This is a genomic window from Sideroxydans lithotrophicus ES-1 (assembly GCF_000025705.1).
Classification (GTDB): domain Bacteria; phylum Pseudomonadota; class Gammaproteobacteria; order Burkholderiales; family Gallionellaceae; genus Sideroxyarcus; species Sideroxyarcus lithotrophicus.
Genome location: NC_013959.1, coordinates 804,009 through 817,541 on the forward strand (window position 1 = coordinate 804,009; position 13,533 = coordinate 817,541).

General features: G+C 61.5%; 13 protein-coding genes. 6 read left to right on the forward strand and 7 right to left on the reverse strand.

Annotated elements, in window-relative coordinates; translation table 11 throughout:
- Window positions 1-3: 3 nt before the first annotated feature.
- The 3 genes from SLIT_RS04085 to SLIT_RS04095 all read right to left on the reverse strand — a co-directional run bounded on the left by SLIT_RS04085 (window position 4) and on the right by SLIT_RS04095 (window position 2,993).
- Window positions 4-1,011 (reverse strand): TRAP transporter substrate-binding protein, encoded by a 1,008-nt coding sequence (locus tag SLIT_RS04085; RefSeq protein ID WP_013028954.1) that lies wholly within the window; start codon window positions 1,009-1,011, stop codon window positions 4-6.
- A 43-nt stretch (window positions 1,012-1,054) separates the two neighbouring features.
- Window positions 1,055-1,912 (reverse strand): TRAP transporter TatT component family protein, encoded by an 858-nt coding sequence (locus SLIT_RS04090; RefSeq protein WP_013028955.1) that lies wholly within the window; start codon window positions 1,910-1,912, stop codon window positions 1,055-1,057.
- A gap of 250 nt (window positions 1,913-2,162) precedes the next feature.
- Window positions 2,163-2,993: a hypothetical protein gene (locus SLIT_RS04095; protein WP_013028956.1), complete on the reverse strand. Its 831-nt coding sequence runs from the start codon at window positions 2,991-2,993 to the stop codon at window positions 2,163-2,165.
- Between the two features lie 369 nt (window positions 2,994-3,362).
- Between SLIT_RS04095 and SLIT_RS16035 the strand changes: the two genes are divergently transcribed.
- From SLIT_RS16035 to SLIT_RS04115, 4 genes are read left to right on the forward strand one after another with little or no spacing between them, the layout of a single operon-like run.
- Complete coding sequence (locus SLIT_RS16035) at window positions 3,363-3,851, forward strand: hypothetical protein (RefSeq protein ID WP_041420766.1); 489 nt, start codon at window positions 3,363-3,365, stop codon at window positions 3,849-3,851.
- 45 nt (window positions 3,852-3,896) lie between these two features.
- Window positions 3,897-4,700 (forward strand): (Fe-S)-binding protein, encoded by an 804-nt coding sequence (locus tag SLIT_RS04105; protein ID WP_013028958.1) that lies wholly within the window; start codon window positions 3,897-3,899, stop codon window positions 4,698-4,700.
- Window positions 4,697-5,368, forward strand: coding sequence for a LutC/YkgG family protein (locus tag SLIT_RS04110; protein ID WP_013028959.1), 672 nt, complete (start codon window positions 4,697-4,699; stop codon window positions 5,366-5,368). The genes SLIT_RS04105 and SLIT_RS04110 overlap by 4 nt, the downstream gene beginning before the upstream one ends.
- Entirely contained in the window at window positions 5,365-6,798 is a 1,434-nt protein-coding gene (locus SLIT_RS04115; RefSeq protein WP_013028960.1) for a LutB/LldF family L-lactate oxidation iron-sulfur protein, read from the forward strand. The genes SLIT_RS04110 and SLIT_RS04115 overlap by 4 nt, the downstream gene beginning before the upstream one ends.
- 65 nt (window positions 6,799-6,863) lie before the next feature.
- Here the strand turns inward: SLIT_RS04115 and SLIT_RS04120 are convergent, their stop codons facing one another.
- From SLIT_RS04120 to SLIT_RS04135, 4 genes are read right to left on the reverse strand one after another with little or no spacing between them, the layout of a single operon-like run.
- Window positions 6,864-8,045, reverse strand: coding sequence for a pyridoxal-phosphate-dependent aminotransferase family protein (locus SLIT_RS04120; protein ID WP_013028961.1), 1,182 nt, complete (start codon window positions 8,043-8,045; stop codon window positions 6,864-6,866).
- Window positions 8,046-8,049: 4 nt separating this feature from the next.
- A complete protein-coding gene (glcF, locus tag SLIT_RS04125; RefSeq protein WP_013028962.1) occupies window positions 8,050-9,297 on the reverse strand; it encodes a glycolate oxidase subunit GlcF in 1,248 nt (415 codons plus the stop codon).
- On the reverse strand, window positions 9,298-10,362 hold the full coding sequence (glcE, locus tag SLIT_RS04130) for a glycolate oxidase subunit GlcE (RefSeq protein WP_013028963.1): 1,065 nt from the start codon (window positions 10,360-10,362) through the stop codon (window positions 9,298-9,300).
- Window positions 10,362-11,843: an FAD-linked oxidase C-terminal domain-containing protein gene (locus SLIT_RS04135; protein WP_013028964.1), complete on the reverse strand. Its 1,482-nt coding sequence runs from the start codon at window positions 11,841-11,843 to the stop codon at window positions 10,362-10,364. Before SLIT_RS04135 ends, glcE begins: the two co-directional genes overlap by 1 nt.
- A 144-nt stretch (window positions 11,844-11,987) precedes the next feature.
- Here SLIT_RS04135 and SLIT_RS04140 point away from each other — a divergent pair, with 144 nt between their 5' ends.
- Together SLIT_RS04140 and SLIT_RS04145 are read left to right on the forward strand one after the other, a co-directional pair.
- Window positions 11,988-12,689, forward strand: coding sequence for a pirin family protein (locus SLIT_RS04140; RefSeq protein WP_013028965.1), 702 nt, complete (start codon window positions 11,988-11,990; stop codon window positions 12,687-12,689).
- Between the two features lie 178 nt (window positions 12,690-12,867).
- Window positions 12,868-13,500, forward strand: a complete 633-nt coding sequence (locus SLIT_RS04145) for a hypothetical protein (protein WP_013028966.1) — start codon at window positions 12,868-12,870, stop codon at window positions 13,498-13,500.
- Window positions 13,501-13,533 lie beyond the last annotated feature (33 nt).

Sequence of the window (13,533 nt, forward strand, 5' to 3'; positions counted from 1 at the left end):
GCGCTATCGGCTGGGATGGCTGTGCCGGTAGGTTTCAAGATCGGTACGCAGTTCCTTGATCAATGCCGGAGAGAACACGCCCTTGTCAGTCAGGTGCTGGATGCTCTTGTCGGCGGCGGCGCGCAGCTTGGCGACTTCCTCCGGCGGCAGCTTGACGAACACGATGCCCTGCTTGCGCAACGCTTCGCGCGCACCGTTGTCGTCGATGCGCGTCTGGCGGTTCATCGTCGCATAGACGCGTTCCATCACCTCACGCACGACCGCCTGGTCGGCTGCACTCATCTTGGTGTAGGCACTCTTGTCCACGGCGAGCGCGCCGAAGATGGACATGGTCGGGATGTCGGTCAGGTATTTCACCTTGGTATGCCATTGCAGGGCGATGGCTCCCGTGGCAGTTGCGCCGATGGTGGTGATGAGTCCGGTCTGCAGGCCGGTGAGCACATCGGTGAGCGGCAAGGGCAGCGATGGCGAGCCCAGCGTCTCGAACATCTCGCGGCTGATGTCGTCGCCTTCGGGTACCCATATCTTCTGGTTCTTCAGGTCGTCGACATGCTGCAGTTGCGAGTTCGACATCAGGTAGGCGAAACCGCCATCGGTGATGCCGAAGGTCTCGAAGCCGTGTTCCGCGATGCCCTGGGCGATCTTCCTGTCCATGCGCGAGCGCACATAATCCAGTTCATCGTAGGAGCGGAACAGCATCGGCAAACTGTAGATCTGCGCGTCCGGATAGATCTCGGCCAGGGCGCCGCCGGTGAGCGCGCCGCCCTGCAGTTGTCCGGCGCGTATCTTGCGCAGCACCACGCGGTCGCTGCCCATGCTGCCACCCGGATAGTATTTGATGGTGACGCGTCCTTCGGTGCGCTTTTCGATCTCCTCGCCGCCCTTGCGCAGTTCCTGCATCCACTGCGTGCCATCCGGCGCCAGCGTGGCGATCTTCAGGGTCAATGCCCGGGCGGGAATGCATGGAACAGCCAGCAGCGCGGCAAACATCAGTGATAACAGTGAACGCATCTTCTTCCCTTTGGTTGGCGGCAGGTTCTTCCCCGCTCTGTTTCTAGAAATAACTGTCGGCACTCGCCAGCAACGCTTTCGCCTGGCGCTGGGCCAGCACATTGCTCAGCGTCAGCCCCGGCTCGGTGGCATCGGCATCGAGCACTTCATGCAGCAGCCGGTCGTGCAGCTCCCTGTCGTAAGTGATGCGGGCGTAACGGCGCGCGTATTCTACCTTTGCCATCAGGTCGCGTCCCGCCGAAAGTTGTATCGCGCGCTCGAAATGCACGCGGCCTTCTTCCGGCTTGCCGCCCAGCGCCGGCGGCAGCAAGGTGGCGAACACGCCCAGATACAGGTGGGCCTCGCCGTGGCTGTATGTTTCGTCCAGTGTCACGACCCGTTCCATCATGGCCTTGACCTTGGGCAAAGTCGCGATCGCGTTCCAGTCGCTGCTGTTGGCCTGTATCCATCCGGCCCAGGCCGTGGCGCTGCCATACAGCAGCGGCACATCGTCCGCTTTCAGATTGGCGACCGCGGCGGCGAACTTGTCATAGGGCTGCTCGTATAGTTTGCACAGCTGCACGTCATGGGCGCACAGCGCACGGTCGCTGTAGTCGCGCGCCTTGCGTGCAAGCCGCCTGGCTCGCTCCGGTTCCCGCACGAACGCCGCTGCATAGGCGCCATACAGTTTGCTGCCGGAGAGCAGCATGTGCTCGTTCTGCGGGTCGCCTTCGATCATGCTGTCGGCGAGCAGCAGGTAGGAGGGCATGCCGGCCTCCACTGTTTCCGGATCGTTCTGGTTGAGGATCGCGCTGGACAGATTGTTGGCCAGCTTGCTGGTGGCCGATGTGGCGAAACTGGCGCAGCCGGTCATGGCCAGCAATGTCAGCAGAACGGGGAGGTATCGGATCAGGCGCATCATCGGAATCGGGGAAGTTCACCAAAGAGGACGCATTCTGCTTGCTTTCCGGCATAAGCTCAACCGGCTGTGTGAAGCATGCAACAAGCATTGATCCGTCGGTTGCGCCCGTTGGGTTTTGCCTGGCATCGGCCACTGTTTGCGACCCATTCTGTCTGGAGCGGTGTTGCGGTTTTGGTCAAGCCGGCGAGCAGGTCTTTGCGCATATGCCAGCCGCATGTCGATGAAGCTTGGTAGTGAAGCGGGCGCACTGCTAACCGAACAAGGTGGACACCATCGCGTATTCGTTCATGGCGAGGATTAGCTGCTGCAAGTTGGCCCCGCCAGTCAGTGTCTCAAGCGCCTGCAAATTGGCAAGATCGGTGAAGGAAGATTGCGCTGGCGACAGCAGGCTGTTGAAGAATCCGGACCCGGACGTGGTTTGCGCCAGTACGGAGAGAGATGAATATTGACTGCTTGCCTGGCCGACAAAATCGCCTGCGATGCCTGTAAACGCGTTGGCGGCTTGTGAAAGTAAGGAGAATGCGCCCGCTGCATCGGCATTGAAGGCGGACTGAAGCTTGCTCAGGTCGATGCTTAAACTGCCACCGCCACCCGCAAGCAGCGGAGGCTGGTAAGCGATGCCCAACTGCGCCAGGTTGGTCAGCGTGGAAGCCCCATTAGCGTAATTCGCCTGCGCCTGTGCATCGAGCGACTGGCTCAGCCCCGAAGCGCTGGTGACGTTTCCTCCGAGCAGATTGCTTGTGCCGTTGACGCTGGTGATGTTGCTTTGCAGGTTATTGAAGGCATCTGCAAGGCTCTGGGTCTCGGCAGCGAGGCTGGCGAAATCGGTGCCAAAATTCTGTCCGCCGCCACTGGTTGCGGTACCGGGTTGCAGGGACTGCAGCTGATCCTGAAAGATGGCGGCGGCCGACAGCAATTGACCCAGCCCGGAAAGCTCCACGATCGCCGATGTGCTGCTGAAGGGGGCAGGGCTTGAAAGGCTCAGCTCGGCAGCCAGCAGCCCGTACGTCGGGGAGACAGTTCCGTTCGTGCCGATACTGACAAGGGGTGTGTAGGCATCGATTCCCGGCAAAGGATACATATCCCTCTCCTGAAAGCACTGCGAATTCGCTGGCGAGCCTGATCGCGTTATCAACATATGCTTTGAATATGCCGGGAAGGCTAAAGTTTCCGGAGCGGTCGCCGCATCAAGGGAGTACCCATTTTGAAGATGTCAGATAGTTGTCAGAGTGATCTGGCCGCTGTGGCCCAACAAATGAAATGAGAACGAATTGTCATCAATCGCACGGGGCCGGGTGCAAGCTTGCGCAATACTTGGGCTCAGCCAATATTTGCATTGGATGGCATCAGCAGGTGGTTGTATTAATGAAGCAGTAACGTTTGCCTGCCTCGAATATCTGTGGGAGGATGTTCCCGCATCAATTTGCCAACCGTCTCACGGGAGAACGTCATGTCAAGACTGCGCAACGTTGTTTTACCTGTAGCACTCCTTTTTGCAGCGCTGGCCTTGTCGGCCTGCGCGACCAAACCCAAAGAAGTTGCCGCTGAGCCAGCTGCTCCGGTTGCTGCAGCTCCCGAAAAAGCGCCAGAACCGGCTCCGGCACCCGCTCCAGTCGCTGCTGAACAGCCAGCGCCAGCTCCGGTAGCCATGGCCGAACAGCCCGCACCCAAGCCTGTGGTCAAGAAACACAAGAAGAAAGCGAAGGCCAAGGCCGCTCCGGCCCCGGTAGCTGCACCTGAGCCCGTCGTTGCTCCCGCACCAGCAGCAGAGGTGAAACAGGAAGCACCGGCAGTTGCTCCGCCAGCTCCTGCTCCCGTTGCAGCGATGACGCCGCCGACCGAAAAGGCCGGCTCCGGTTTCTTTGAAAAATACTGGCCATGGCTGCTCGGCATCGTTGTCGTCGTGATCGCGCTGCTGGCGCTGAAGAAGAAAGACTGAGCCGTCGAGCATGGATGCGCCGGTGAACGGCGCATCTCCACCACTATGAAGACGGGTGCAACAGCGGAGCGGATATATCCGTCCAAACCAGCGGACGCCTACCTTTTTGCCACCTGCCTGGTGGACCAGTTCGCTCCCGAAGCCGGGCTCGACACCATCCGCCTGCTTGAGCGCGAAGGCATCAGGGTCCATTTTCCGGAACGGCAGACTTGCTGCGGACAGCCCGCCTACAGCAGCGGCTATCCGGACGAGGCACGCGCCGTGGCACGCCGGCAACTCGATCTGTTCCCGCAACCCTGGCCGGTGGTCGTGCCGTCCGGTTCCTGCGCGGCGATGATGCGGCATCACTATCCGCAACTGTTTGCCGACGATCCGTCGTTGCTGGCCAGATCCACAGAACTTGCCGGGCGCATCTTCGAGCTGACCGAATTCCTCGTGCATGTCGTCGATTTCAACCGGCCTGATATCGGCCCCGCTTGCACCGTTGCACTGCACACTTCTTGTCATGCGCGCCGCGAGATGGGTTCGCACGAAACCAGCGTGGCGCTGCTGGATGGGTTGTCGCATCTGAAGGTGGTGGAACAGGCGCGCATCGAGGAGTGTTGCGGTTTCGGCGGAACCTTTGCCATGCGCTATCCCGATATCTCCGAGGCGATCGTCAGCGACAAGGTTGAGAGCCTGCGCGCGACCGGGGCCGAGCGCGTGGTCAGCGCCGATTGCGGCTGCCTGTTCAACATCACCGGACGCGCCGCGAAGCAGGACGAGCTTGCCGGTCGCCCGACACCCTCCCTGCCGGGCGAACATATCGCCAGCTTCCTGTGGCGACGCACCTCGAAAGAGCGGTCATGAGTGCGCGCAACAACATCCTCGGCCGCTTGCGCCGCGCGACCACCACTGCGCCGCCCCTGCCCGATGTCGGCGGCTGGTATGCGTCGCACCAGCGCAACGAGGACATCGCACAGCGCATCGCGCGCCTGCGCACTGCGCTCGAGTCCGCGCATGCCGAAGTGCACGTCACCACTTCCAGCGACTGGCCCGAACTGCTGCTGCAGATCGCAGCAGCTAAAAAAATGCGCACGCTGCTCATCGGCGATGGCACAGCGCATGGCAAGGTGCTGCAAGCGCGCAGCCCGGCAAACCTGCAACTGGTGTGTTATGACACCCCGATCGAGTCGTGGCGCGACCGCTTGTTCGACGGTATCGATGCTTCGCTGACGCTGGCCAGGAGTGCTATCGCGGAAACGGGTACTTTGGTTTTGTGGCCCGATGCTGCCGAGCCGCGCCTGATGTCGCTGGTGCCGCCGCTGCATTTCGTCCTGCTCGATGCAACCGCCATCCATGCCGATTTTCATGCGGCCATCACTGCCGAAGGCTGGAAGGACAGCTTGCCGACCAACGCGCTGTTGATCTCGGGTCCTTCCAAGACGGCAGACATCCAGCAAACGCTGGCCTACGGCGCGCACGGTCCGCGCGAACTGGTCGTGTTGCTGTGTCACCAGCGGGGAGATGGCACATGAACCAGGTCGTGCATTTCCAGCCGGACGCAGACTTCAGGCAGCGCAGCCGCGCTGCCGTCAATGATCCTGCGCAGCGCAGGAACTTTCGCGGCGCGATGGATTTCCTGCAGGAGAAACGTCGTGCCCAGTTCGCCGACCGGGATGAACTGGCCGGACTGCGCGAACTCGGCGAGGCCATTCGCCGCTACAGCCTGGCCCGGTTGCCGCAACTGCTCGAGCAACTCGAACGCAATCTCGTCGCCAACGGCATCCGGGTGCACTGGGCGGAAACGGCTGACGAGGCCAACGCCATCGCGCTCGACATCGCCCGCAGTCACGATGCACGCACCATCGCCAAGGGCAAGTCCATGGTCAGCGAGGAGATCGGCTTCAATCACGCGATGGCAGATGCCGGCATCGATGCGTTCGAGACCGACATGGGCGAATACATCGTCGAACTGGCCGGCGAGAAACCTTCCCACATCATCATGCCGGCCATCCACAAGACCAAACAGGAGATCGCCGCGTTGTTCGCCGAGAAGATCCCCGGCGTAGACTACACCGAGGACGTGGACGAACTGATCCGCATCGGACGCAAGGTGTTGCGGCGCAAATTCGCCGAAGCGGACATCGGTCTTTCCGGCGTGAATTTCGCGGTGGCCGAGACCGGCACACTGTGCCTGGTCGAGAACGAGGGCAACGGGCGCATGTGCACCACCGTGCCGAAAGTGCACATCGCCGTCACCGGCATCGAGAAGGTGGTGGAAAAGCTGGAGCACGTGCTGCCGCTGTACAGCCTGCTGACGCGCTCGGCCACCGGCCAGACTATCACCACCTACTTCAATATGATCAGCCATCCGCGCCAGCCGGGAGAGAAGGACGGCCCCGGAGAGGTGCACCTGATCCTCATCGACAACGGCCGCAGCCAGGCCTATGCCGACGAACAGTTGCGCGCCACGCTGCAGTGCATCCGTTGCGGCGCCTGCATGAACCACTGCCCGGTATATGCGCGCATCGGCGGCCATGCCTACGGCACCACCTATCCCGGTCCCATCGGTGCCATCGTCTCGCCGCACATGCTGGGGCTGGCCGCCACCTATCCGCTGGCGTTTGCCTCGACGCTGTGCGGTGCCTGCGTCGAAGTCTGTCCGGTGAAGATCCCCATCACCGACATCCTGGTCCGCTTGCGCAACGAAGCGCAGGCACGGCCGGGCGGTGCGGATGCGTCGTTGCGCGGCAGCGGTGCCGGACGCAGCGCGCTCGCCAGTGCGCTATGGAAGGCCTGGTCGCTCATCTACAGCCGGCTCGGGCTATATCGACTGACCTCGTGGTTCATCAGCCGCGGCCATCAGCTTTCGCCCACGGATCAGGGCGCGTGGACGCGTTGCCGCACTCCGCTCAAACCGGCAGCGAGGCGTCTGCGCGATCTGTTGCATGAGCGAAAGCGATGAGCATCCTCAGGTGAGGATGCGACCGCCTTGTGCAGAAGCGGTCGCTCGCACCACGCATCAATGTATCAACCAGCCAGTTTCGCGTTTGCCGCATCCACCGCGACGCCGCGTCTGATCGGTGCCTTCATGCGGCCGAGCACGTCGTCCAGCGCGCTCAGACAGAGCAACACGTTGCGCGGATTGCTGGCGTGGCCCATCAGGCCGATGCGCCACACTTTGCCGGCCATCGCGCCAAGTCCGGCACCGATCTCCAGCTGGTAGTCGGATAACAGAAGGTTGCGCACTGCAGCCTCATCCACACCTTGCGGTACGGTGATCGCATTGAGTTGCGGCAGGCGGTCCGCTTCCGGCACTACAAAGTTGAGGCCCATCGCCTCCAGTCCGGCGCGCAGTGCGAGATGGTTCTTCTGGTGACGGGCCCAGGAATCTTGCAGGCCTTCTTCCTGCAGCATCACCAGCGCCTCATGCAAACCGTATAGCGCATTGATCGGCGCGGTATGGTGGTAGGCGCGTTTGGTTGAGCCGCCCCAGTAACCCATCACCAGGTTGAGATCCATGAACCAGCTTTGCACCCTGGTCTTGCGGTTCTTGATCTTCTCCAGTGCCTTGGCGCTGAAACTGACAGGCGAGAGGCCGGGGGTGCACGACAGGCATTTCTGCGTTCCCGAATAGATCGCATCGATCTCCCACTCATCCACCTTGAGCGGCGAACCAACCAGCGAGGTGACCGCGTCCACGATGACCAGGCAGCCATGCCGGTGCGCGACCTCGACCAGTGTCTTTGCGTCGGACAATGCGCCTGTGGATGTCTCCGCATGCACGAAGGCGACGACCTTGGTGTCCGGATTGGCTTTCAGCGCATCTTCCAGCTTCTGCGGGTCGACGGCGCGGCCCCATTCATCCTGCACCATCACCGCGATGCCGCCGCAGCGTTCGACGTTCTCCTTCATGCGTCCGCCGAACACGCCGTTCTGGCATACGATGACCTTGTCGCCCGGCTCGACCAGGTTGACGAAGCAGGTCTCCATGCCGGCCGAGCCCGGTGCAGAAACAGGCATGGTCAATTCGTTCTCGGTCTGGAACGCGTATTTCAGCAGCGCCTTCATCTCGTCCATCATGGACACGAACATCGGGTCGAGGTGGCCGATGGTTGGGCGCGACATGGCTTCCAGGACACGCGGACTGACATCGGAAGGACCGGGGCCCATCAGAACACGTTGCGGCGGGTGGAATGATTTTATGGACATGCTGTTACCTTTCCTGATTAAAAGTTGACGACGATTGATCCTGGTTCTGCTCCAACAACTCTATCCAGTGCCTGACCGGCACTTCGCTTGCGCCGGCCAGGTGCATCTGGCAACCGACATTGGCGGTGGCGATGACTTCGGGTTTGCCGCTGTGCAGCGCGGCCAGCTTGTTCTCCAGCAGTTGCCGGGAAAGCCCGGCCTGCAGCAGGGTATAGGTTCCTGCCGCCCCGCAGCACAGATGGGCATCCGCGACCGGTGTGAGTTCGTAGCCGCAGCGCCGCAATATCGTCTCTACCATTCCTGCCAGCTTCTGGCCGTGCTGCAAGGTGCAGGATGACTGATAGGCAACGCGTATGCCGTGGCCGATATGTTCGAGCGCACTCAGGTCTTCGTGATGCAGTATCTCGCTCAAGTCGCGGGTCAAGGCGCTGATGCGTGCGGCCTTGTGTGCGTACGCTGCATCGTCTTGCAGTGCGGCACCGTAATCCTTGACGGTCGTTCCGCAGCCGCTGGCAGTCATGACAATGGCCTCGGCACCGCTCTCGACATGCGGCCACCAGGCATCGATGTTGCGCCGCATCATCGCCCGTGCACCTTCCTTGTCGGACAGGTGCTGGTTCAGTGCTCCGCAGCAACCGGCGCCTTGCGCGCTGATCAGCGAGATGCCAAGCCGGTCGAGCACGCGTGCTGCGGCGGCATTGGTGTTCGGCGTGCTCAGCGGCTGGATGCAGCCTTGCAGTACCAGCATGCGCCGCGGGTGTGCGGTCGCCGGGGTGATGGTCGGGATCTGTCTGGCCGGGATCTTCTGCTGCAGCTGCGATGGCAACAGCGGCCGTAACATGCGCGCCAAAGTCAGCGCAACGGAGAGGCGGGCAGTATAGGGAATCACTGCAAGCATGGCCTTGCGCAGCAGTCGTTGTGCGGGCGAACGCGGTGCATGTTCTTCGGCCAGCTCGCGGCCGATGTCGATCAGGCGACCGTAGCGTACGCCGGACGGGCAAGTGGTCTCGCAGGAGCGGCAAGTCAGGCAGCGATCCAGATGCAAACGCGTCTCGCCGCTGGCCTGTCCGGTCTCCAGCATCTCCTTGATCAGATAGATGCGTCCGCGCGGGCCATCCAGTTCCGAGCCCAGCAACTGATAGGTCGGGCAAGTCGCATTGCAGAAACCGCAATGCACACAGCTGCGCAGGATGGCATCGGCTTCGGCGATGTCGGGATTGTCCAGCGAGTCGGGAGAGATGGAGGTCTGCATTCAGAGTCGTGCGTACAAACGGCCGCGATTGAAGATGTTGTCCGGATCGAAGCTGGCCTTGAGGCGCCGGTGTATGGCCAGCAATGGCGCGGGCAGCGGCTGGCATGTCTCGTCATGGCGAGCATCGTTGCGAAACACGCTGACATGTCCGCCAGCCAGTTCCACGCTGTGGCGGATCGCTGCACCATCCTCATCGCTGTACAGCCAGCGCTGTGCGCCGCCCCAGTCCAGCAGCCATGAGCCTTCGATGGGCAATTGCGGCGTGGCAGGTTTCACCATGATGCGATACAGGGTGCTGCTGTGGCGGAAGAATGGCAGCGCATGTTCGCGCAGTGCATGCCAGAAAGCATCCGCTTCCGGCATCACGTCGCCGGGTATCTTGTTGCGCGCCTCCTTGACTGCCTGCGCGCTGCCGGAAAGGCGCACGTAACAGTGGTCGCCGTGGTAGCAGGCGCCATCAACCGGCAGCGGTTTGCTCAGCAATCCGCTCATGCTCGCTATCGCTTCGGTCGGACTGCATTCGCGTGCCACGGTGATGCTGGCTGCCGGACGTGGCAGCACTTTCAGGCTGATCTCCAGCAGTATGCCCAACGTGCCGTGGGCTCCCGCCATCAGCCGCGAAACATCGTAGCCTGCGACGTTCTTCATCACCTGTCCGCCGAACCCGAGTATCTCGCCGCGGCCGTTCAGCAGTTTGCAGCCCAGCACGAAATCGCGCGCCGAACCGCTGTATGGCCTGCGCGGGCCGGACAGCGCGCAGGCGATGGTGCCGCCCAGGGTGGCGCCAGTGCCGAAATGTGGCGGCTCGAACGCCAGCATCTGCCCGGCTTCGGTCAGCGCAGTTTCGATCTCCTGCAACGTGGTGCCGCTGCGCGCCGTCAGCACCAGTTCGCGCGGATCGTATTCGACGATGCCGCGATGAGGGCTGACGTCGATCCGCAGCGCGTCGCTGTTTCTTCCAAGAAAGGATTTGCTGCCGCCGCCGGAAATGGTGAGCGGCGTTGCGTGGTGCGACGCATCCATCACCTGTTGCTGCAGCGCTGTGCTGATGTCCTGTCCGCTCATCAGAAGCGCTCCAGTTCGGGATGGGAGAGTTTTCCGTGATGGACATGCATGGCACCGAACTCGGCGCAGCGTTGCAGCGTCGGAACGGCTTTGCCGGGATTGAGCAGTCCGGATGGATCGAATGCGGCTTTGACGGCATGGAACTGCGCCAGCTCCGCGCTGCGGAACTGGATGCACATCTGGTCGATCTTCTCCATGCCGACACCATGTTCGCCGGTGATGGTGCCGCCGACTTCCACGCATAGCTGCAGGATGCCCTGGCCGAGCTCTTCGGCGCGATGCAGTTCGCCCTCCTTGTTGGCATCGAACAATATCAGCGGGTGCAGGTTGCCGTCGCCGGCGTGGAATACGTTGGCGACCGCCAATCCATATTCTTCCGACATCTCGCTGATGCGGCGCAGCACATGCGGTAACTGGCGGCGCGGAATGGTGCCGTCCATGCAGTAATAATCCGGCGAGATGCGTCCCACAGCGGGAAAGGCCGACTTGCGTCCCTTCCAGAACAATTGCCGTTCGGCCTCGTCCACCGCGGTGCGCACTTCGGTCGCGCCGCTATCGGTCAAGATCCTGCGCATCGTCATGATGTACTCGGATACTTCGGCATTGGTGCCGTCCAGTTCGCATAGCAGGATCGCTTCGGCATCGCGCGGATAACCGGCATGCACGAAATCCTCGGCCGCCTGGATGGCGAGCCTGTCCATCATTTCCAGTCCGGCCGGGATGATGCCTGCCGCGATGATCGCGCCGACCGCCTCGCCCGCTTTCACCACATCGTCGAATGCCGCGAGCACGACCTGGGCGCGTTCCGGTCTGGCCAGCAATTTGACGGTGACCTCGACGATGATGCCGAGCATGCCTTCGGAACCGGTCATCAGTGCCAGCAGGTCATATCCGGGTGCATCCAGCGTCTCCGCGCCTATGGTGAGCAGTTCGCCTTCCGCCGTGACCACTTTCAACATCAGGATGTTGTGTACCGTCAGCCCGTATTTAAGGCAATGCACGCCGCCGGAATTCTCCGCGACATTGCCGCCTATGGTGCAGGCGATCTGCGAGGAGGGGTCCGGCGCGTAATACAGTCCGTATGCGGCTGCCGCTTCGGATATTGCCAGGTTGCGCACACCCGGTTGCACGGTGGCCATCGCGTTATGCGGATCGATGTGCAGGATGTTCCTGAATTTCGCCAGGCTCAGCAGTACCCCATTCGCCAAAGGCAGTGCGCCGCCGGAAAGTCCGGTGCCCGCGCCGCGCGCCACTACCGGTATGTCTTGCGCATGGCACAGGCGCATGATGCCTTGCACCTGCGCTATGGTCTCCGGCAGCACCACGACCATCGGCAGTTGCCGATAGACCGACAGCCCGTCGCATTCGAACGGGCGTAGCTGCTCCCTCTGGTCCAGTACCGATTCGGGCGGCAAGAAGTCGCGCAACGCCTTGATCAGCCCAGCATTCCGGGCAACTGTTTTTTCGGGTTGATGCGGCAATCGAACTCCCGCGACAGATGTTTGTAATAATATTTATGTAAGCATAGTAAATTAGTCGGGTATAAAATTCCAGTGACTAATTGCATAGGCCGGAGCGGCCATTTGGCCAGCCCGATCAGACCATCATCAACAAGGAGTGCGGATATGCCTGCGCTGCGAAAATCTCAAGACCGTGGATACGTCGATCACGGCTGGCTCAAGAGCTACCACTCGTTCTCGTTTGCCGACTATTACGATGCGGCCTATATGGGCTGGGGCAATCTGCGCGTCATCAACGAAGACCGCATCGATCCGGGTACCGGTTTCGGCAAGCATGGTCACCGCGATATGGAGATCATCAGTTATGTGCTGTCGGGCGAACTGGCGCATGAGGACAGCATGGGCAACGTCCAGAGCATCCCGCCGGGCGACGTGCAGCGCATGAGCGCGGGCACAGGCGTGGTGCACAGCGAATTCAACCACGCCAAAGGCCAGGTCACCCACTTCCTGCAGATATGGATCATGCCGAACGTGACCGGCATCGCGCCGAGCTACGAGCAGAAGACCATTCCGGAACAAAACAAGCGCGGTACCCTGTGCCTCGTGGCTTCGCCCGATGGGGCGCAGGGCTCGGTCAGCATCCACGCCGATGCCAGGCTCTATGCGGGTCTTTTCGACGACGGCGAGCGGGCGCAACTGGCGCTGGATCCTGCACGCAAAGGCTATGTGCATCTGGTGCGTGGCACGCTGCAGGTCAATGGCCGGAGAATCGGGGCAGGGGATGCGGTTCTGCTGGAACATGAGAACCTGGTCGAGCTGACCAATGGCATCGATGCCGAAGTGCTGGTGTTCGACCTGCAAGCGTGAGTCCTGTCGGCTGCAGACAGGCCAGATGCGCAGCCGGCTGCGTCAACATGTCCCGATCCAGGACCATGGCCGGAAGGGCGCGCAGTTGACGGACATGGTGATAGACTTGGACTGCGACTGAATATTGACGGCGGCTGCAACGCATGTTGCAAACGCCAACTTGCCCAAGGAAACGATCATGGAAAGAGACAGAGAACACGAAGCCGAAGAAGACGATGGCTCCCCGTCGAAAGCCGACCTGCTGCGTGCCAAACTGAAGGTCGTCGCCCACTATGCGATGATCGGTTTTGCGCCCTTCGTGTCTGTCGTTGCCCTGGTTGTCGGCGTGATCGCGTTGACCAGTAACCAGTCCCAGGCGGACCGGGCAAAGCTCCAGGAATTGACTGCCAGGGTGGATGGTTTGAACGCAAGCCTGTCGGCCATCAGGAACGATCTGGAAACGCTCAAGCTGAATTCTGCGCGCGAAAAGAACCTGCATGCCGAAGAGCGCAAGAAGCTGGATGAGCAGGATGCGAAGATCATTCAGAGTGTCACGCACTTGCAGGTGAAGCTGAAGGTCTCTCCCACGTTGGAAACGCAGTTGCGTGAAGCAGCCAGCGCCCCTGTGGCCGCATCTTCCGTTGCCGGTGCAGTCTCTGCGCCAGTTGCTGCACCCGCATTGCCGGCCGCCGGAAAAGACCAGACAGCGACTGCCACGAAACCGGCCGCACCTGCATCCAATGCAAAATCCAAACCGGAAGCTGCCGGCAAGAAGGAATCTCCACAGGTAAAAGCCATGCGGGATGCGATCGAGAAGTTCAACAAGCAATGACCATCTGATACTTCTCCGCAGCAACGGCATCGG

Coding starts and splice junctions, on each gene's coding strand:
- SLIT_RS04085 (WP_013028954.1), bottom strand. CDS start 1,011: ATGCGTTCACTGTTATCACTGATGTTTGCCGCGCTGCTGGCTGTTCCA.
- SLIT_RS04090 (WP_013028955.1), bottom strand. CDS start 1,912: ATGATGCGCCTGATCCGATACCTCCCCGTTCTGCTGACATTGCTGGCC.
- SLIT_RS04095 (WP_013028956.1), bottom strand. CDS start 2,993: ATGTATCCTTTGCCGGGAATCGATGCCTACACACCCCTTGTCAGTATC.
- SLIT_RS16035 (WP_041420766.1), top strand. CDS start 3,363: ATGTCAAGACTGCGCAACGTTGTTTTACCTGTAGCACTCCTTTTTGCA.
- SLIT_RS04105 (WP_013028958.1), top strand. CDS start 3,897: ATGAAGACGGGTGCAACAGCGGAGCGGATATATCCGTCCAAACCAGCG.
- SLIT_RS04110 (WP_013028959.1), top strand. CDS start 4,697: ATGAGTGCGCGCAACAACATCCTCGGCCGCTTGCGCCGCGCGACCACC.
- SLIT_RS04115 (WP_013028960.1), top strand. CDS start 5,365: ATGAACCAGGTCGTGCATTTCCAGCCGGACGCAGACTTCAGGCAGCGC.
- SLIT_RS04120 (WP_013028961.1), bottom strand. CDS start 8,045: ATGTCCATAAAATCATTCCACCCGCCGCAACGTGTTCTGATGGGCCCC.
- glcF (WP_013028962.1), bottom strand. CDS start 9,297: ATGCAGACCTCCATCTCTCCCGACTCGCTGGACAATCCCGACATCGCC.
- glcE (WP_013028963.1), bottom strand. CDS start 10,362: ATGAGCGGACAGGACATCAGCACAGCGCTGCAGCAACAGGTGATGGAT.
- SLIT_RS04140 (WP_013028965.1), top strand. CDS start 11,988: ATGCCTGCGCTGCGAAAATCTCAAGACCGTGGATACGTCGATCACGGC.
- SLIT_RS04145 (WP_013028966.1), top strand. CDS start 12,868: ATGGAAAGAGACAGAGAACACGAAGCCGAAGAAGACGATGGCTCCCCG.